Source organism: Pseudoflavonifractor phocaeensis, from assembly GCF_016901735.1.
Taxonomy (GTDB): domain Bacteria; phylum Bacillota; class Clostridia; order Oscillospirales; family Oscillospiraceae; genus Pseudoflavonifractor_A.
The window spans coordinates 1-17,468 of record NZ_JACLZC010000018.1 but is presented as its reverse complement, the minus strand read 5'-3'; the positions used below and the strand labels follow the sequence as shown (position 1 = coordinate 17,468).

The following is a 17,468-nucleotide window of genomic DNA, read 5'->3' as shown; positions in this document are numbered from 1 at the left end:
GAGAATGAACGATGATGGCAAATAAGAAACCCCTTACCCTGGTGCTCAGCGGCGTACTGGCCCTGAGCATGCTTTCCCCCGCCGCCCTCGCCGCCGAGGGTCAGACCCACAGCGACAACACCCCCGCGGACGTTCTGGTCCAGCAGGAGCGCCGCCCCGAGAACGGCAACTACCACGAAAAGCCCAACGGCAAGCCCGACAACGGCAACCACAACGGCTGGGACAACATCACGGCGGAGCCCGGCGACCCCAATGACGACGATATGATGGTGGATCAGGAGATTGTGGCCGAACCTGACAACTCTGAGTTCCCCATCGACGACGACATGATGGTGGATCAGGAGATCGTGGCCGAACCTGACAACTCTGAGTTTCCCATCGACGATGACATGCTGGTGGATATCTTCGAGGAGGAGATTCCCGGCGAGGACTATCCCGATGAGGTCTTTGTCCGTGAGCATCATGTGACCGGCGCCGCGCTGGCTGACTTCAAGACCTACGCCGAAGAGGCGCTGGACATGGACCTGGAGGACTATACCTGCGACATCGTAAAGTTCAACTTCAGCGATGACTACTGGGTTCTCAGCGGCTGGAATGATGTTTACAGCACCTGGTCCGCGACTCCTATCGACCCTGCCAATCACCAGCCCGAGGATGTTGCCTCCATTACCCTGACCTATCATTTGCCCTGGAGCTTTGAGTGGGTGGACGTCACCATCCCTGCCGAGGACCTGAACTATGCCAGCTATGACCCCTGCATGGGCCTGTCCTTTGCCGAGTATTTCCTCTCGGACGATGCCCTGACCCCCGGCGACAACACCGGCGACAACACCGGCGACAACACTGGCGACAACACTGGCGACAACACCAATCCCGATACCAAGCCCGATCCCGATGATACCACCGATCCCGAGCAGCCCGGAGACACCGGCTCCACTGTCATCACCGGCCACGAGGGCATCCGCCACGAGGCCGACCTGGACGAGGAGGAGATCTCTCTCGAGGACGAAGAGACCCCCCTGGACGCTGCGCCCCAGCTCCCCGCTGAGGAGCCCGTCGAGGAGCCCCAGGACGAGATGACCGAGCTGGAAGAAGCGCAGATTCCCCTGTCCGACGAGGCCCAGGTTCAGCCGGTCCTGGACACGGAGGAGACCATGACCGAGACCGTCGTTCTGACGGACGGCGTCATGCCGATGGGCGATCTGCCCCAGACGGGCATGAATGTGAGCCGCGGTGACATCGCCATTGCGGTGGCCCTCTCTGTGGTGGGGGTGGGCCTGGCCTGTACCGGCCTGACCCTCGCCATCCGCGGCAAGAAGGAGAAGGACGAGGACTGATCCTCTCCCCTCCTGACAGCGCAGCGCGTCCCCCTGAAAAGGGACGCGCTGCTTTATGAGAAAAAAGAAGCAGTCCCGGACGTGATGTTTCGTCCGGGACTGCGTTTTTTATACGCCGATGAGGGCCTGGAGCACGGCGGAGAGGGAGGCTTCCAGGGAGCGCTGGTCGCCGTCCACAATGAGGTCGGCGTAGCGCCGGTACAGAGGGGCGCGGTAGCGGTACACGTCGGCCAGGGTCTCGCCGGGCTGGAAGGCGATGCCACGGGAGCCCATGTTCTGGATGCGCTGCTCCAGCACGCCGCAGGGGATGTCCAGATAAACCACCGTGCTGATGTCCTTCAAATGCCGGATGCCCTTTTCCCGGCAGACCACGCTGCCGCCCGGCGCGATGACGCACCGGTCACAGACCACGCCGGCGATGGCGTCGGCCTCCAGATCGAGAAAAGCCTCCGTGCCCACCCGGTCCAGCACCTGCTGGAGCAGGACGCCCTGCTGCTGCTGGATGACCAGGTCGGTGTCGATAAAGCCGAAGCCCAGGGACTTGGCCAGCAGCACCCCGATGGTGCTCTTGCCTGAGCCGGGCATACCGATAAGCGTAATGTTTTTCAAAAGCGGAAAACCTCCATTCGTTCAGAAAAGGAAGGCCATGCGGGAGAGGGGGATCAGAAAGCTGATGAGGAAGTAGATGGCCACCAGAATAATGATGATCTGGGACAGGGTGAGCCCCTTCTTTTTCCCCTCAGACCCCTGGCCGGCGCTCCGGGCGGAGCGTGTCTCCTGCCGGAACGGAGACGGATACCCTCTGTTGGCGGCCGGGCGGGCAGCCGGACGAGAGGCGGGCCTGGCGCGCATGGACGCCTTATGCTGGCTGGAGGGGTTATATACGCCGCATTTGGGACAAAATTCGTCCTTGTCATAGTCATAGTGCTTGCCGCACTCACTGCAAGTAATGAGATCCATGAGACTCCCTCCTTTTCTCCCTATTATACCAGACCGGCGGAGGGCTGGCAACGCCGTCAGACCCGCTCCCCCTCCAGAAAATAGGTGGCCTCCATGTCGGCCACGCTCAGGGCAAAGGCCAGGGGATACTGCTCCAGGGCCTGCCCGATGGTCCGGGGGTCCTCGCTGCCGGAAAAGCCCATGTGCCACCGGATGGCCATGGCCTCCTCCCGGGTCAGGCGCATAAAGCCGCTGATGATGTAGACGCTCTTTTCCCCGTGGCCATAGGGCAAGGGGTCCTCAAAGTGGAAGGTGGGCACCGCCTCCCACTTGCCCTCAGCATTTTTCACGTTGCGGGTGCCGCTTTTGTAGCAGCCGATCTTGCACAGGTCATGGAGGAGGGACACCACCGCCACGCTCTCCGGGGGATAGTCCAGGCCGTACAGCTCCTGGACCCGTTCCCGGGCGAGGTAATCGGTGAGACAGTGGTAGACGTTGACGCTGTGGTCGCACAGGCCGCCGGCGTAGGCGCCGTGAAACCGGGCGGAGGCGGGGGCGGTAAAAAAGTCGCTCCTGCTGGTCAGGTAGTCCAGCAGGGCGGCGCTGCCGTCCCGGTGGATATGGGTGGTGTACAGCTCGATAAATTCCTCACGGGCGCTCATAAAACAAAACCGTCCTTTCGGGCAAAAGTCCATTCCGGCTTTTCAGTATACCACACAAAGGCCGCCGCCGGCCAGTGGAAGAAGGGCACCACCTTCCGCCGGGCTCATAAGATGGACCGGGAGGAATGAACCATGTTTGATGCGATATGGCCGGCGCTCTCGTTTACGCTGGCTTGCAATTTGGATACGGTGCTGCTGGCGGCGGTGGCCAGGAGCCGGGGGCAGCGGATCAGCCGGCGGCAGGCGCTGACGCTGGCGGCGCTGACGACGCTGGTGACGGGTCTGTCGCTGGCGGTGGGACATACGGCGGCGGCGCTGTGGCAGCTGGGCCGGGCGGAACGGCTGGGCGGCGTGGCGCTGCTGGCGGTGGGTCTGTGGTGCGTGCTGGACGCCCTGCGGGGCGGCGCGGGCGCGGAGGAAGCGCCGATGGAGGAAAGCTGGTGGGCCTGGTGCGCCCTGGCGGCGGCGCTGGGGGTGAACAACGCCGCGGCCGGCGCGGCGGCGGGCGCCATGGGCGTGGATGTGCTGTGGGGAATGGGATGCAACTTTGCCGTGACCCTGGGTGCGCTGGCTCTGGGCCGGACGGCGGGCCTGCGGCTGGGCGGGCGGTGGCTGGCGCCCCTGGGCGGCGGACTGCTGGCGTTGCTGGGCCTGTGGGCGGTGATTGGACCGTAAGTCTTGCCAAGGGAGAAAAAGAGGGATAAGATAGAGAAAAAACGGAGGGATGGGAGCATGGACGCGGTGGAAGCGCTGGGCGGGGCCCAACAGATCACGGAGGAAATTTTGGAGATTTTCCGGCAGATTTCCCGCTGTCCCCGGCCGTCGGGCCACGAGGAAGCGGCGGGTAAAGCGCTGGAGGCTTTTTTGGAGGCCCTGGGAATCGGACCGGCGGAGCGGGACGGAGCGGGCAACCTGCTCGTCTCCGTCCCCCCCACGCCCGGCCGGGAGGACCGTCCCCTGCTGGTATTGCAGGGGCATATGGACATGGTATGCGCCGTCCGGCCGGGGAGCGGCTTTGACAGGCTGACCGACGCCCCGGTCATCCGGGTAAGGGACGGCTTTGTGCGTACCGACGGCCGGTCCTCCCTGGGGGCGGACAACCATCTGGGCAATGCGGCGGTGCTGTGGCTTCTCCAAAAGGGAGTGCCCCACGGGCCTCTCCGCCTCCTCTTCACCACGGCGGAGGAGGTGGGGCTGGTGGGAGCGGCTCAGGTGCCGCCCCGCTGGCTGGAGGGCGCATGGGGCCTTCTGAACACCGACGGCTTCCACTACGGACGGGCCATTGCCGGTTCTGCCGGCGGCCGGCGGGAGAGCTACCGCCGGACCATGGAAGAGACGGACTGCCCCGCCGGGACCGCCCTGGCGGTAGAGATCTCCGGCGGGACCGGGGGCCACTCCGGCGACGACATCCACCGGGGACGGATCAACGCCATCCAGGCGCTGGCCGGCTTTCTGCGGGACGCCGGGTGCGCCGTGGCGGAATTCTCCGGCGGGACGGCCCACAACGCCATCCCCGGCCGGGCGGAGGCGGTGGTGGTGCTGCCTGACGGCCGGGCGGATTGGTTCCGCCGGCGCTGGGCGGACTTTGCCGCCGCGGCCGGTGAGGCCCACCGGGAGACCGACCCCCATCTGCGCTTTCCCCTCCGGGCGGTCCCCCTGCCCCGCAAGGTCTGGACGGCGGACTGCGCCCGGGACGCGCTGGACTTTCTGGCCACCCTCTTCAACGGGGTCTGCGCCATGCACCCCCGCTTCCCCGCCGTGCCCGGCGCGTCGGCCAATCTGGGCAAGGTGGAGCGGGAGGGAAAAACGCTGGGGGTCATGGCCTTCCTGCGCTGCGCCGACCAGCGGGAGGAGGACCGCCTGGCCGCCGCCCACGATGAAAACGCCCGACGCCACGGCTTTACCCTCTCGGCCCTCTCCCGCTATCCCGGCTGGCCGGGCAGTCCGGAGGACCCGCTGGTGGGGCGGGTGTGCGCCGCCTTCCGCCGGGTGGAGGGACGGGAGATGGAGGTGTCCGCCGTCCATGTGGGGCTGGAGCCGTCGGTACTGGGGGCCAAAAACCCGGCCATGCACCTGGTCAGCACCGGACCCGACATCCTGGACGCCCACTCGGTGGACGAGCGGGCCAGACTGGACACCCTCCCCCGCTACGCCGCCCTGCTGGCGGAGACGGTGGGGGGTATTTGAGCAAGAGAAATCCCCGTCCCAACGGACGGGGATTTCTTCTGTCAGTTCATTTCGTCCAGCTGACGGGCCACATCCGTCAGGTAGTTGGTCTCCAAACGCTCAATGGAGCCCTTGTCGCAGGAGGCGGCCACCTTGGGGTCCACCGGCAGCCGGGCCAGCACCTTCAGGCCGTGGTTGGAGGCCACGGTGTTGATGTGGCTCTCGCCGAAAATGGCGTGGCGCTTGCCGCAGTTTTCGCACTGGTAGTAGCTGTAATTCTCCACCAGACCCAGGATGGGAATGTTCATCAGCTCGGCCATGCGCAGGGCCTTGCCCACGATCATGCGCACCAGGTCCTGGGGGGAGGTCACCACGATGATGCCGTCCACCGGCAGGGACTGGAACACAGTCAGGGGCACGTCGCCCGTTCCGGGCGGCATATCCACAAAGAGATAGTCCAGATCGCCCCAGACCACATCGGTCCAGAACTGCTTGACGGCGCCGGCGATGACCGGACCGCGCCACACCACCGGGTCGCTCTCGTTCTCCATGAGGAGGTTGAGGCTCATGACCTTGATGCCGCTCTGGGAGATGACGGGATAAATGCCGTTGTCGTCGGCGGTGGCCCGCTGGTGGAGGCCAAAGGCCTTGGGGATGGAGGGGCCGGTGATGTCGGCGTCCAGGATGCCGACCTGTTTGCCCCGCTGCTGCATGGCCACCGCCAGAGAGGAGGTGACCAGGCTCTTGCCGACGCCGCCCTTGCCGCTGACTACGGCGATGACCTTGCCGACGTGGGAGAGGGGATTGGCGGGGGCCTCAAAGCTCTGGGCCTCGGTGCGCTCAGAACAGCTCTCGCCGCAAGAGGAACAATCGTGGGTGCATTCAGACATAGTTCGTGCCTTCTTTCATGGTTTGACTTGGACGCTCAGGAATAATGATAGCTCCCGCCGCCGATGAACTCCCGGATCAGGGAACTGGCGGGGACAAGAGCAGGGTCCACGGTGGGGAAATAGCGGAAGGACGCCACCATCTCATGGAGCTCCTTCCAGCGGGGGTTGCGGGGGTCCAGATCCTTCAGCGCCGCCTCCAGCGCGAAGGCGTAGTTGGCGAAGAGGGGGACCTCATAGCGCAGGGAGGAATCGATGATGATATGGGCCCGGTTTTTGAAGGGGGAGATGTAGCGCTTTTCGCCCCGGCGGACGTTGTGCCACATGGAGAGGGTGGTGGTCATGTCGGTCCCCCGGAAGTTCAGATCCCGGACGGTCCGGCGGGTAATGCGCATCCAGGTGCCCTTGAAGCGCAGGGCCTCCCCGTCCAGGATATTGGCCCGGGCGGAGATATAGAGGGTGGTAGCCTCGGGATGCCGGCCGGCGATGTCGTCATTGAGGGCGTGGATGCCCTCGAAAATGGCGATCTCGTTGGGTCCCAGGGAGAGAGGCCGGCCCCGGGCGTCGTTGCGCATCTGCCGGGAAAACTCAAATTTGGGGATGATGACCTCCTCCCCCCGGGTGAGTTTGGTGAAGGTCTCGTCCAGTAGGTCCATATCCAGCAGCTGGGGGGACTCCAGGTCGATGTCCCCCTCCGGGGTTCTGGGGGCGGTGGACCGGTCCATGGTCTTGAAGTAGTTGTCCAGGGAGATGGTGTGGGTGGACACCCCCCGGCGCTCCAGCTCCTCCTCCAGCTTGAGGGCGGTGGTGGTCTTGCCCGACCCGGAGGGGCCGGACAGGAGGACGATGGGGCTTTCCTTCATGCGCTTGAGGATGGTTTCGGCGGCCTTGCGCACCCGCTGCTGGTACTGCTGGTCGCACTGGGCCATAAAATCCGCCGGATCGGCGGCCAGGGCCTGGGTGATTTCGCGGAGCTGATAGGGCAAAAGGGGTCACTCCTTTCCAGCTGCCAGGAAGGCGGCGGTCTGCGCCTTGATGGACCGCAGTTTTTCCCGGCTTTGCAGGTATTCATGGGGGTATTTGGGGTTGGAAAGGCGCTGAATGTGGCCGGTGACGGGGTCGATGAGCTTGGTGATGCCGCCGCCGCCCAGAGAGAGGATGGTGTGAAGCTCCTCCATCATGCAGATGTTGTAGAGGTTTTCCCAGCCGGGGACGCTCCAGCCCACGTTTTCAAAGGAGCCGGACATGTATTTCTGACGGTAGAGGTAATAGGGCCGCTGTCCCGCCGCCCGCAGCGACCGCCAGGCGTAGGAGAGCATCTCGTCCACCGCCTCCGCCGGCGGCAGGGCCGGCGCGGGGCCGGAGCCGTCTCCCAGCAGACGGGAACCCTTTTTCAGGGCCAGGGTGTGGACGGTGATGTTTTCCGGCCCGAAGGACAGCACCTCGTCCAGGGAGGCACAAAAGCCCGCCACGGTGTCCTGGGGCAGTCCGGCGATCAGGTCCATATTGACGCAGGGGAAGCCCGCCTCCCGCACCAGGGCAAAGGCCCGCCGGATGTCATCGGCGGTGTGGGCCCGGCCCATGGCGGAAAGCACGTGGTCCTCCATGGTCTGGGGGTTGACCGACACCCGGTCCACCCCCCAGCGGCGGAGAACGGCCAGCTTTTCGGCGGTGATGGTGTCGGGCCGTCCGGCCTCCACGGTGAACTCGGTACAGCGGGACAGGTCGCATCTTTCCCGCACCCGGGCCAGCAGGGCGTCCAGCTGGGGCGCGCTCAGGGTGGTGGGGGTGCCGCCGCCGATGTAGACGGTGCGGATGAAAAAGCCCTGCGCTTTGAGCATGGCGGCGGCCATGTCCACCTCCTCCAGCAGCAGGTCCACAAAGGGGGGCAGCAGCCTGAGGGTGCGGCTCACGTCTGCCGACACAAAGGAGCAGTAGGCGCAGCGGGTGGGACAAAAGGGAATGCCGATATAGAGGGAGAGCTCGTCGGGCTTCAGGGAGGCGGCGGCTTTCAGACTGGCGTCGGCGCAGTCCATGGCCAGCTCCGCCCGGCCGGGGGACACCCGGTAGTCCTCCACCAGACGGCGCCGGGTCTCCCCCCGGGACGCGCCGGCGGCCATGGCCCGGGTGGGGATCTTCACGGGGCGCACTCCGGTCAGCGCCCCCCAGGGGGGCTCCCTGCCCAAGAGCCGGGTGCCCGCCCGGTAAAAGGCCATTTTCAGCACCCGCTGCGCCGTCCGGTCCCGCTCCAGCGCGCCGCCGGTCCAGCAGCCCGTGTCCTCCCCCGCGGCCCGCCGCCCCTGAAAGAGGAGGTCGGCCCGGGCGGTGAGACGCCCGTTGTCCCCTTCCTCCAGGGTGAGGACCAGACGGTCCGCCCCCGCCGCCGGGGGATGGTCGGGATAGACCGGCCTTTCCTGGGGGAAGAGGGTCAAAAGCATCTGTTCGGCGGCGTATTTATAGTCGTGACCGTGAAAATAGAGGTTCATAACAGGCAAGGGGACAGGCTCAGCCGTCCAGCGCCTCCTTCATATAGTAGTTGGACGCCCGCTCCCGGTCCAGGGTGGACAGGTCCATATGGCCGGGCAGCACGTGGAGGTTGCCGGGCAGCCGGCCCAGTTTGGCCAGGGAGGCCATGATCTGGGTATAGCTGCCGCCGGGCAGGTCGGTGCGCCCCATGGAGCCCTGGAAGAGGGTGTCGCCGGTGAGGAGCACATCCTCTACCTGGAAGGTCACCGAGCCGGGGGTGTGGCCGGGGGTGTGGAGGACGTGGAAGGTGAGGCCGGCCGCTTGCAGGTCCATCCCGTCGGTGCAGGGGGTGACGGGACCCACGTCGGGAAAGACCGGCGTGCCCAGGAGAGCGGCGTCCTCCGGATGGAGGTACACCGGTAGGCCGGGCAGGGCGGCCCGCAGGGCCTGGACGCCGCCGGTGTGGTCATAGTGGGCGTGGGTGAGGAGGATGGCCTGGATGGTCACCCCGTCGGTCCTGGCGGCGGACAGGATGCGCTCCCCTTCTCCGCCCGGGTCCACCACCACGGCGGTGTGGGACAGCTCGTTCTCCACCAAATAGCAGTTGGTGCCGATGGGCCCCACCTGCATCATTTTGATCTTCATGGGAAATCACCTCGTTCAGTATAAAAGCCCGGGCCGTCAGGGGGCCACCTCCAGCAGGATGGTGACCGGCCCGTCGTTCTGGGAAAAGACCTGCATATCGGCGCCGAATTCCCCGTGCTCCACCCGGAAGCCCCGGCCGGCGCATTCGGCCATGAATTTCTCATAGAGGGGGATGGCCACCGCCGGGGCGGCGGCCCCGGAAAAGCCGGGCCGGCGGCTGCGGGTGTCGGCGTACAGGGTGAATTGAGATACCACCAGGAGGCTCCCCCCCACCGCCGCCAGGTTCAAATTCATTTTCTCGTTTTCGTCCTCAAAAATACGCAGCCCGCACACTTTGTCCGCCATTTTCTCCGCCTGGGCCTCGGTATCGTCGGGGCCCACCCCCAGCAGCACCAGCAGGCCCTGGTCGATGGCGCCGTTGACCTTGCCGTCAATGACCACCGAGGCGTTCTTTACCCGGGTAACAACCGCACGCATATTGGTAAAACTCCTTGTCTTTTATAAAAATTCGATGGAAAAGCCCTTGGCAAACATGGGGTCCAAATCAAAGCGCACCGGGTCGCCCGGGGCGCATTTCAGGTCGGTCACGTCCACCAGGGTCTCGGAAGCGCCGATGGGCCCCACCACCCTGGCCTTGTGGTCTCCCACCAGCACCGTCACCCGGCGGCTCCGCCACCAGCGGCGGATGGCGGCCCACAGACCCGGGTCCCGGCTGCGGGAGAGGCCCAGGCCGTTCTGATACCCCACCGGCAGCACCGCAAGGCGGGTGTTGCGCCGCAGGGTCACCAGGGTCTCACAGCCCACTGTCCGCCCCTTGGGGAACCAGCGGACCTCCTGGATGGGGACCTCTCCGTAGCCCACCCGGACCAGGCCGTCCCCTCGGGTCCGGCGGCAGCGGCCCAGCAGCACCGACCCGGCCCGCACCGCGTCCATGCCCTCCAGCGGGCAGTGGAGCAGGGCGAAGGAGCCGCCCACATAGACCTCCCCGGTCTCGTAGCCCCCGTCTACCACCGCCCGGACCATCTGCCGGAAGGCCTCCAGCTGTCCGGCGGCGTCCCGTCCGTCGGGCCGGACCCCGTGGACCTGGGTATAAATGCCCGAAAAGGCCACGTTGGACAGATTGCGGTAGACTGCCAGCAGCTTTTCCGGCTCCCCGGCCAAAAAGCCGCCGAAGCCCAGGCCGCTGTCCACCTGTACGTGGGCCTCGGCCACGGTGGAACGGGCCTCCGCCGCCGTGTTCAGCGCCAGGCCCGCGTCCAGGGAGCCCACCGTGCAGATGACGTTCAGGTCCAGCAGCAGGTCCAGGGTCTCCCGGTGGGTCACCGAGCGGAGCATGAGGATGTCCTCATCCACAAAGCCCGCCTTGCGCAGGGCCCGGGCCTCCTCCGGCTCCGACACCGTGAAGCTGCCCACCCCCTGCCCCCGGAGGAAGCGGGCCATGGCCACCGTGCCCGCGCCGGCGGCGTCCCCCGAGAGGTTGGCCCAGATCCGGGCGGAGCCCGCCCGCTGGCGTACCACATCCAGATTTTGTGTCAAAGCTTTTTTTTCCAGCACCAGCGTCCGCACGGACCACCCCTCCTCTGCCTGCCAAAAGCGGATAAGTACCCTCTATTATATACGCATCCCTGCCAACCGTCAATCAAAACGGACCGGGAAGGGGGGAAAAGCGGGAGGGGAGCCTTGTCTTTTCCTCCGGAAAGTGATATGATACCTAGATAAGCTTTTGATAACGGAGGAACCGATTTGAAGCGCGAGACAAGACGTATTTCCCCCGAGGAGATCGGGGTTCAAATGGATTACTGCCAGAAAATCCACGCCATGAACGCTGCGCTGGACCATACCCCCCTGGCCATGGTGGATACCTACGGCTGCCAGCAGAACGAGGCCGACTCGGAGCGCCTGCGGGGCTACCTCTCTCAGATGGGCTACGGCTTTACCGACGACGAACACCAGGCCGACCTGGTGCTGGTCAATACCTGCGCCATCCGGGAGCACGCCGAGCAGCGGGTGCTGGGCAACGTGGGGGCGCTGGTCCACACCAAGCGCAAAAACCCCAATCAGATCATCTGCCTGTGCGGCTGCATGGCCCAGGAGCCCCATGTGGCCAAAAAGGTGAAGGAATCCTATCATCAGGTAGACCTGCTCTTCGGGCCCCACGCCCTGTGGCGCTTCCCCGAGCTTTTGTGGCGCTTCAAGGCCGCCGGAAAGCGGGTCTTTGAGTTTGCCGACGACCCCGGCTCCATCGCCGAGGGCATTCCCGTGGTGCGCCAGGGCAGCGTCAAGGCCTGGGTGTCCATCATGTACGGCTGCAACAACTTCTGCTCCTACTGCATCGTACCTTACGTCCGGGGCCGGGAGCGGAGCCGCAAGCCGGAGGTCATTTTGGAGGAGATCGCCGGTCTGGCGGCCGAGGGTTATAAGGACATCACCCTCTTGGGACAGAACGTCAACTCCTGGGGCAAGGACCTGGACTGCGGCATGGATTTTGCCGACCTCCTGAAGGCGGCGGCGGACATCCCGGGAGAGTTCCTCCTCCGCTTCATGACCAGCCACCCCAAGGACGCCTCCCAGAAGCTCTTTGACACCATGGCGTCCTCGGAGAAAATCGCCCCCTGCTTCCATCTCCCCTTCCAGGCGGGAAGCGACCGGGTTTTGAAGGCCATGAACCGGGTCTATGGCCGGGCGGGCTATCTGGACAAGGTCCGCCGCCTGCGGGCCGCCATCCCCGACGTGGTCATCACCTCCGACGTGATCGTGGGCTTCCCCGGCGAGACCGCCGAAGAGTTCGAGGAGACCATGACCCTCATCGACGAGGTGGGCTTTGACGCCCTCTTCACCTTCATCTACTCCCCCCGGGTGGGCACTCCGGCGGCGTCCATGGAGGACCCCGTCTCCCGGGAGGAAAAGCTCGCCTGGTTCCAGCGGCTGGTGGCCCGGCAGGACGAGATTTCCGAGGCCAAGCACAGGGCCTATATCGGCAAGACGGTGCGCTGCCTGGTGGACGGCAAGGACGAAAAGGGCCTCACCGCCCGCACCGGCGGCAACCGTCTGGTGCGCCTCACCAACGGCGCCGAGGACCTGATCGGCCGGTTCGCGGACATCCGCATCACCGGGGCCAACAAGTGGTCCCTATCCGGCGAAGCGGTCTGATTGGACGGACAGGACGCCATGACTGCGGCGCTGCGGAAGCAGAGGAGCTGGTGAGATGGAGGACAGACCCACGCGAAAAAATCCCCGGCTCAGCGGGTGGGATTACCGTGAAAACGGTACGTATTTCATTACCTTTTGCACGTCCGGAATGTGCCGCGTCCTTGCTGACATTCGTAGGGGCGACCTTTATGGTCGCCCGCCGGTACATCTCACGCCTCTGGGAGAATGCACGGCCCAGGCGCTGGAAGAGCTGTTCCGACAGGAAGGAATCCGGATAGAGCATCAAGTAATCATGCCCAATCATGTGCACCTGTTATTGACGATAGAGCGGGCGGCCACAAGGGCCGCCCCTACGGTTGGCGCGGTGATCGGACGGCTCAAATCCCGGACGGTTTATCTGGCGGCAGAGCGTGGATTACATGCCGCGGGACTCTGGCAGCGGGGATATTATGACCACATTGTCCGGGATAAGGCGGATTTTCTCCGCATTTGGCACTATATTGATACCAATCCACAAAAGTGGGAGTTGGACTGTTATTATTCAGAACACAAAAAGGAGCAAGGACTATGCCGGCGGAAGTCACCCCCATGATGCGACAATATCAGAAGATGAAAGAGCTGCACCCGGACTGCATTCTCTTTTTCCGGTTGGGTGATTTTTATGAGATGTTCAACGACGACGCCAAGAAGGTGTCCCAGGAGCTGGACCTGACCCTTACCACCCGGGACCGGAACAAGCCCAAGGACCAGCGGACCCCCATGTGCGGCGTGCCCTACCACAGTGCCGACGCCTACATCGCCCGGCTCATCGCCAAGGGGTACAAAATCGCCATCTGCGAGCAGATGGAGGACCCCGCCGCCGCCAAGGGCCTGGTGGACCGGGACATCATCCGCATCGTCACCCCCGGCACCGTCATCTCCTCCACCATGCTGGACGAGGGGCGGAACAACTTCCTCTGCGCCCTCTTCGGAGAGGAGGCCGGGGTGGGCCTGGCCTTCTGCGACCTGTCCACCGGCGAGCTGTGGACCTCCTCCTACGCCGGGGCGGGCCTGGAGGAGCACCTGCGCAACGAGCTGGGGCGGTTTTCCCCCCGGGAGGCCCTGCTGTCTCAGGTCCTGTGGGAGGACCAGGGGCTGCGGGATTTTTTGGAAAAAAAGCTGGAGTGCCGCTGTGAGCTGGGGGACGAGGCGCGCTTTGACGCCGCCGGGACCTGGCAGACGGTGGAGCGGCAATTCCCCGATGGACTGGACTGTCTGCCGCCGGGGGACGAGCGCCCCGTCCGGGCGGCGGGAGCGCTGCTCTCCTACCTGTACGAGACCCAAAAGACCGACCTGAGCCACATCGCCACCCTGCGCTACGCCGCCGGCGGCCAGTATATGGAGCTGGACCTCACCGCCCGGCGCAATTTGGAGCTGACCGAGACCCTGCGTAGTAAGGAGAAAAAGGGGTCGCTGCTGTGGGTGCTGGACAAGACCAAAACCGCCATGGGGCGGCGGCTCATCCGGGCCTGGGTGGAGCGCCCTCTCCTCTCCCCCGCCGCCATCACCCGCCGCCTGGGGGCGGTGGAGGCGCTGGTGCGGGCCCCCATCGCCCGGGAGGAGCTGATCCTCTGCCTGCGGGAGATCACCGACCTGGAGCGCACCATCGGCCGCATCGTCTACGGCACCGCCGGCGGGCGGGATCTGGCGGCCCTGGCCGCCGGGCTGGGACGGCTCCCCGACCTGCGGGCCCTGCTGGAAGACCTGGACGCCCCCCTGCTCCAGTCCCTGCGGGAGGAACTGGACGACCTGGGGGAGCTGCGGGCCCTCATCGGCCGGGCCATTGTGGACGAGCCCCCCTTCTCCGTGCGGGAGGGCGGCTTCATCCGGGCGGGCTACGACCCGGAGGTGGACCGCCTGCGGGACATCCAGGCCAACGGCAAGGGTATGGTAGCCGCCATCGAGGCCAGGGAAAAGGAAAAGACCGGCATCAAGAGCCTGAAGGTGGGCTATAACAAGGTGTTCGGCTATTATATCGAGGTCTCCAAATCCTACTACGACCAGGTGCCCCAGGACTATATCCGCAAGCAGACCCTGGTCAACTGCGAGCGCTTCATCACCCAGGAGCTCAAGGACATGGAGCATACCATCCTCACCGCCCAGGACCAGCTCACCGCCCTGGAGTTCGACCTCTTCTGCGACCTGCGCCAGCGCTCCGCCGCCAAGGTGGGGGAGATTCAGCGCTCCGCCGCCGCGGTGGCCCAGCTGGACGTGCTGGTCTCCTTTGCCGCGGTGGCCGCCGAGCGGGGCTACTGCCGGCCGGAGGTGGACCTGTCGGACCACATCGACATTACCGAGGGCTTCCATCCGGTGGTGGAAAAGATGCTGGGCGGCGCTCCCTTTGTCCCCAACGACGCCCACCTGGACCGGAAGGAAAACACGGTGGCCATCATCACCGGCCCCAATATGGCGGGCAAGTCCACCTACATGCGTCAGGTGGCCCTCATCGTCCTCATGGCCCAGATGGGGTCCTTTGTGCCCGCCCGCTCGGCCCGCATCGGCATCGTGGACCGGGTCTTTACCCGCATCGGTGCCAGCGACGACCTGAGCGCCGGGGCCTCCACCTTCATGGTGGAGATGACCGAGGTGGCCGAGCTTCTGAAAAACGCCACCGGCCGTTCTCTCCTCATCCTGGACGAGATCGGGCGGGGCACCTCCACCTATGACGGTATGGCCATCGCCCGGGCGGTGCTGGAGCAGTGCGCCGACAAAAAGCGCCTGGGCTGCAAGACCCTCTTCGCCACCCACTATCACGAGCTGACCGTGCTGGAGGGCCAAATTCCGGGGGTCAAAAACTATAACATCGCCGCCAAAAAACGGAAGGACGACATTATTTTCCTGCGGCGTATTGTCCGGGGCGGCGCCGACCAGAGCTACGGCATCGAGGTGGCCAAGCTGGCCGGGGTGCCCGACCGGGTGATCCGCCGGGCCAGAGAAATTCTGGACGAACTGGAGGGGGAACGGGCCCTGCCGGAGCTGCGCCGGCCGCCGGAGGAGGAGCAGGTCTCTATGGGGGATCTGGGGTCCGCCCAGGTGGCCCAGCGGCTGCGGGCGGTGGATGTGAACACCCTGACCCCCATCGAGGCCATGAATCTCCTCTACGAGCTCAAACAACTGGTGTAATCCGTACACACGGACCGAAAAAGGAGGCTTCCCCATGTACCCGCGTCACCCCTGGCCCGCCCAATTCACCCGGGGAGAGCTGTTCCGGGGCTGGGTGTTTTTTGCCCTCTATCTCACCGTCTTTCCCGGGGTGATGGGGGCGGTCCAACAGCTGACCGGCAGCGAGCTGCCGGTGGCCGAGACCAACGTGCTCTACTATCTTCTGTGCGCCGCGCTGCTGTTTCTCCTGCTCTGGACCTTTCTGCGACAGAGTTTCGACCGGCTTTTGGACCGGCTGGCGGAAAATCTTCTGGCGGCGGCGGTGGGACTGGCGGCCGCGGCGGCCCTTCGGTTTCTGGTGGGTCTCATCCCCCTGCCGGTGCAAAATCCCAATACCATGAGCTATCCCGAGCAGTTCGCCCTGTCCCCGGCGGCCACGGCGGTGATTTTGGTATTGCTCATGCCGGTGGTGGAGGAGATCCTCTTTCGCGGGCTGATTTTTGGCAATCTGCGGCGGTACAGCCGGGGCCTTGCCTATGGACTGGCCGTCCCCGTCTATGCCGTCTACTGTGTGTGGCAGTTCGTCTACGCCTACGGCGTGATAGACTGGCGGTATCTGCTGCTGGCGCTGGAGTATCTGCCCATGTCGGCGGCCCTGTGCTGGTGCTATGAGCGCGGACAATCCATCTGGAGCGCCGTGCTCCTCCATATGGCCCTCAACGGCGTTACGCTCTATACATCCCTTGCCTTATGACGGGCGGGCGGCCACAAGGGCCGCCCCTACGCATGGCGCTTTCAATGATAGAGTGTTTCTCTATCTCTTATCTCCGAAAGTGGGTGATTGCTGTGCCTCATATCCAACAACTGGACGCCCATGTGGCCGACCTCATCGCCGCCGGCGAGGTGGTGGAACGTCCCGCCTCGGTGGTGAAGGAGCTGATGGAAAACGCCATCGACGCCGGGGCGGATACCGTGACGGTAGAGATCCAGCACGGGGGGATGAGCCTCATCCGGGTGACGGACAACGGCTGCGGCATCGCCGCCGGTGAGGCCCAGACCGCCTTCCTCCGCCACGCCACCAGCAAGATCCGCACCGAGTACGATTTGGAGGCCATCGGCACCCTGGGCTTTCGAGGGGAGGCCCTGGCCGCCATCGCGGCGGTGTCCCGGGTGGACCTCCTCTCCCGCGCCGAGGAGGCGCAGGTGGGCGTCTCTCTGGAGCTGGAGGGAGGCGTCCTGCTCAGCCAGGAGGAGGCCGGGTGCCCCCGGGGGACCACCATGGTGGTGCGGGACCTCTTTTACAACACCCCTGCCCGCCTCAAGTTCATGAAAAAGGACAGCGCCGAGGGGGCGGCGGTCTTTGCCGTGGTGCAGCGCCAGGCCCTCTCCCATCCGGAGGTGAGCGTCAAATTCCTGCGGGACGGCAAGCAGGAGCTGCTCACCCCCGGCGACGGCCAGCTGCAAAGCGCCCTGTACGCCGTGCTGGGCCGGGAGATGGCCCTGGGCATGACGGAGGTGAAGGGCTCCGGCGAGGAGATGGAGGTGGCGGGCTTCGTCTCCCGGCCCGCCTGCTGCCGGGGGACCCGAGGCTATCAGCATTTTTTTGTCAACGGCCGCTATGTGAAAAGCCGCACCATGATGGCCGCTTTGGAGGAGGCTTACGCCAACCAGAAGATGGTGGGGAAATTCCCCGGCTGCGTCCTCCATCTCACCGCCCGGCTGGGGTCGGTGGACGTGAACGTCCACCCCACCAAGCAGGAGGTGAAGTTCACCAACGAGCGCCGGGTCTTTGAGGCGGTCTATTACGCCGTCCGCTCCGCCCTGGAAGGGGACACAAAACGCCCCGCCGCAGTGCTCCCCAAGCCCGCACCCAAGGATACCGTCACCCCCAACCAGACCCGCCTTTCCGCCGGAGGACAGGTCCATATGACCGCCGGAGAGTACCGGTCCCTGGCCGGCGGCGTGATGCTGTCGGACTGGACCCGTTCCGCCGCCGTCTCCGCCGCGCCGCCCATTGCCCAGCCCCAGGTGCGGACCGTCTCCCCCGCCCCCCGGACGGCGGAGCGTCCCGCGCC

General features: G+C 65.3%; 17 protein-coding genes. 8 read left to right on the top strand and 9 right to left on the bottom strand.

Features of this window, described 5'->3' with window-relative positions; translation table 11 throughout:
* Window positions 1-11 precede the first annotated feature (11 nt).
* Window positions 12-1,337: a hypothetical protein gene (locus H7U37_RS05725; RefSeq protein ID WP_204874325.1), complete on the top strand. Its 1,326-nt coding sequence runs from the start codon at window positions 12-14 to the stop codon at window positions 1,335-1,337.
* A 108-nt stretch (window positions 1,338-1,445) separates the two neighbouring features.
* On the opposite strand, the gene H7U37_RS05720 is transcribed toward H7U37_RS05725, so the two are convergent.
* The 3 genes from H7U37_RS05720 to H7U37_RS05710 are packed head-to-tail and all read right to left on the bottom strand — an operon-like array spanning window position 1,446 to window position 2,938.
* Window positions 1,446-1,946 carry a shikimate kinase gene (locus H7U37_RS05720; protein WP_204874323.1) on the bottom strand — a complete coding sequence of 167 codons (501 nt, stop codon included), beginning with the start codon at window positions 1,944-1,946 and terminating at the stop codon, window positions 1,446-1,448.
* Window positions 1,947-1,967: 21 nt separating this feature from the next.
* Entirely contained in the window at window positions 1,968-2,297 is a 330-nt protein-coding gene (locus H7U37_RS05715; RefSeq protein WP_204874321.1) for a hypothetical protein, read from the bottom strand.
* A gap of 56 nt (window positions 2,298-2,353) precedes the next feature.
* Window positions 2,354-2,938 carry a hydrolase gene (locus H7U37_RS05710; RefSeq protein WP_204874319.1) on the bottom strand — a complete coding sequence of 195 codons (585 nt, stop codon included), beginning with the start codon at window positions 2,936-2,938 and terminating at the stop codon, window positions 2,354-2,356.
* A gap of 132 nt (window positions 2,939-3,070) precedes the next feature.
* On the opposite strand from H7U37_RS05710, the gene H7U37_RS05705 reads away from it, so the two are divergent.
* Window positions 3,071-3,613 carry a sporulation protein gene (locus tag H7U37_RS05705; protein ID WP_204874317.1) on the top strand — a complete coding sequence of 181 codons (543 nt, stop codon included), beginning with the start codon at window positions 3,071-3,073 and terminating at the stop codon, window positions 3,611-3,613.
* Between the two features lie 57 nt (window positions 3,614-3,670).
* A complete protein-coding gene (locus H7U37_RS05700) occupies window positions 3,671-5,125 on the top strand; it encodes a M20/M25/M40 family metallo-hydrolase (RefSeq protein ID WP_204874316.1) in 1,455 nt (484 codons plus the stop codon).
* A gap of 41 nt (window positions 5,126-5,166) precedes the next feature.
* Here the strand turns inward: H7U37_RS05700 and H7U37_RS05695 are convergent, their stop codons facing one another.
* From H7U37_RS05695 to H7U37_RS05670, 6 genes are read right to left on the bottom strand one after another with little or no spacing between them, the layout of a single operon-like run.
* Entirely contained in the window at window positions 5,167-5,994 is an 828-nt protein-coding gene (locus H7U37_RS05695) for an Mrp/NBP35 family ATP-binding protein (RefSeq protein WP_204874314.1), read from the bottom strand.
* A 35-nt stretch (window positions 5,995-6,029) separates the two neighbouring features.
* Window positions 6,030-6,977 carry a uridine kinase family protein gene (locus H7U37_RS05690; RefSeq protein ID WP_204874312.1) on the bottom strand — a complete coding sequence of 316 codons (948 nt, stop codon included), beginning with the start codon at window positions 6,975-6,977 and terminating at the stop codon, window positions 6,030-6,032.
* Window positions 6,978-6,983: 6 nt separating this feature from the next.
* Window positions 6,984-8,477 carry a coproporphyrinogen dehydrogenase HemZ gene (hemZ, locus tag H7U37_RS05685; RefSeq protein ID WP_204874310.1) on the bottom strand — a complete coding sequence of 498 codons (1,494 nt, stop codon included), beginning with the start codon at window positions 8,475-8,477 and terminating at the stop codon, window positions 6,984-6,986.
* Between the two features lie 19 nt (window positions 8,478-8,496).
* Window positions 8,497-9,102, bottom strand: a complete 606-nt coding sequence (locus H7U37_RS05680; RefSeq protein ID WP_204874309.1) for an MBL fold metallo-hydrolase — start codon at window positions 9,100-9,102, stop codon at window positions 8,497-8,499.
* 36 nt (window positions 9,103-9,138) lie between these two features.
* Window positions 9,139-9,579: a D-aminoacyl-tRNA deacylase gene (dtd, locus tag H7U37_RS05675; protein ID WP_204874308.1), complete on the bottom strand. Its 441-nt coding sequence runs from the start codon at window positions 9,577-9,579 to the stop codon at window positions 9,139-9,141.
* Window positions 9,580-9,600: 21 nt separating this feature from the next.
* Window positions 9,601-10,668, bottom strand: coding sequence for an alanine racemase (locus tag H7U37_RS05670; protein ID WP_204874307.1), 1,068 nt, complete (start codon window positions 10,666-10,668; stop codon window positions 9,601-9,603).
* 177 nt (window positions 10,669-10,845) lie between these two features.
* Between H7U37_RS05670 and miaB the strand changes: the two genes are divergently transcribed.
* The 5 genes from miaB to mutL all read left to right on the top strand — a co-directional run.
* The gene (gene miaB, locus H7U37_RS05665; protein WP_243414253.1) at window positions 10,846-12,252 is read left to right on the top strand and encodes a tRNA (N6-isopentenyl adenosine(37)-C2)-methylthiotransferase MiaB; all 1,407 of its coding nucleotides are present in this window, start codon (window positions 10,846-10,848) and stop codon (window positions 12,250-12,252) included.
* Between the two features lie 55 nt (window positions 12,253-12,307).
* Complete coding sequence (locus H7U37_RS05660; protein ID WP_204874306.1) at window positions 12,308-12,844, top strand: transposase; 537 nt, start codon at window positions 12,308-12,310, stop codon at window positions 12,842-12,844.
* Complete coding sequence (gene mutS, locus H7U37_RS05655; RefSeq protein WP_204874305.1) at window positions 12,820-15,414, top strand: DNA mismatch repair protein MutS; 2,595 nt, start codon at window positions 12,820-12,822, stop codon at window positions 15,412-15,414. Before H7U37_RS05660 ends, mutS begins: the two co-directional genes overlap by 25 nt.
* Before the next feature lie 34 nt (window positions 15,415-15,448).
* Complete coding sequence (locus H7U37_RS05650) at window positions 15,449-16,147, top strand: CPBP family intramembrane glutamic endopeptidase (protein ID WP_243414252.1); 699 nt, start codon at window positions 15,449-15,451, stop codon at window positions 16,145-16,147.
* A 92-nt stretch (window positions 16,148-16,239) separates the two neighbouring features.
* Window positions 16,240-17,468 (top strand): DNA mismatch repair endonuclease MutL (mutL, locus tag H7U37_RS05645; protein ID WP_338049787.1); only part of this gene is annotated, 1,229 nt, incomplete at its 3' end.

Coding starts and splice junctions, on each gene's coding strand:
- mutS (WP_204874305.1), top strand. CDS start 12,820: ATGCCGGCGGAAGTCACCCCCATGATGCGACAATATCAGAAGATGAAA.
- hemZ (WP_204874310.1), bottom strand. CDS start 8,477: ATGAACCTCTATTTTCACGGTCACGACTATAAATACGCCGCCGAACAG.
- H7U37_RS05710 (WP_204874319.1), bottom strand. CDS start 2,938: ATGAGCGCCCGTGAGGAATTTATCGAGCTGTACACCACCCATATCCAC.
- H7U37_RS05700 (WP_204874316.1), top strand. CDS start 3,671: ATGGACGCGGTGGAAGCGCTGGGCGGGGCCCAACAGATCACGGAGGAA.
- H7U37_RS05705 (WP_204874317.1), top strand. CDS start 3,071: ATGTTTGATGCGATATGGCCGGCGCTCTCGTTTACGCTGGCTTGCAAT.
- H7U37_RS05725 (WP_204874325.1), top strand. CDS start 12: ATGATGGCAAATAAGAAACCCCTTACCCTGGTGCTCAGCGGCGTACTG.
- H7U37_RS05680 (WP_204874309.1), bottom strand. CDS start 9,102: ATGAAGATCAAAATGATGCAGGTGGGGCCCATCGGCACCAACTGCTAT.
- H7U37_RS05650 (WP_243414252.1), top strand. CDS start 15,449: ATGTACCCGCGTCACCCCTGGCCCGCCCAATTCACCCGGGGAGAGCTG.
- H7U37_RS05660 (WP_204874306.1), top strand. CDS start 12,308: ATGGAGGACAGACCCACGCGAAAAAATCCCCGGCTCAGCGGGTGGGAT.
- H7U37_RS05715 (WP_204874321.1), bottom strand. CDS start 2,297: ATGGATCTCATTACTTGCAGTGAGTGCGGCAAGCACTATGACTATGAC.
- H7U37_RS05695 (WP_204874314.1), bottom strand. CDS start 5,994: ATGTCTGAATGCACCCACGATTGTTCCTCTTGCGGCGAGAGCTGTTCT.
- dtd (WP_204874308.1), bottom strand. CDS start 9,579: ATGCGTGCGGTTGTTACCCGGGTAAAGAACGCCTCGGTGGTCATTGAC.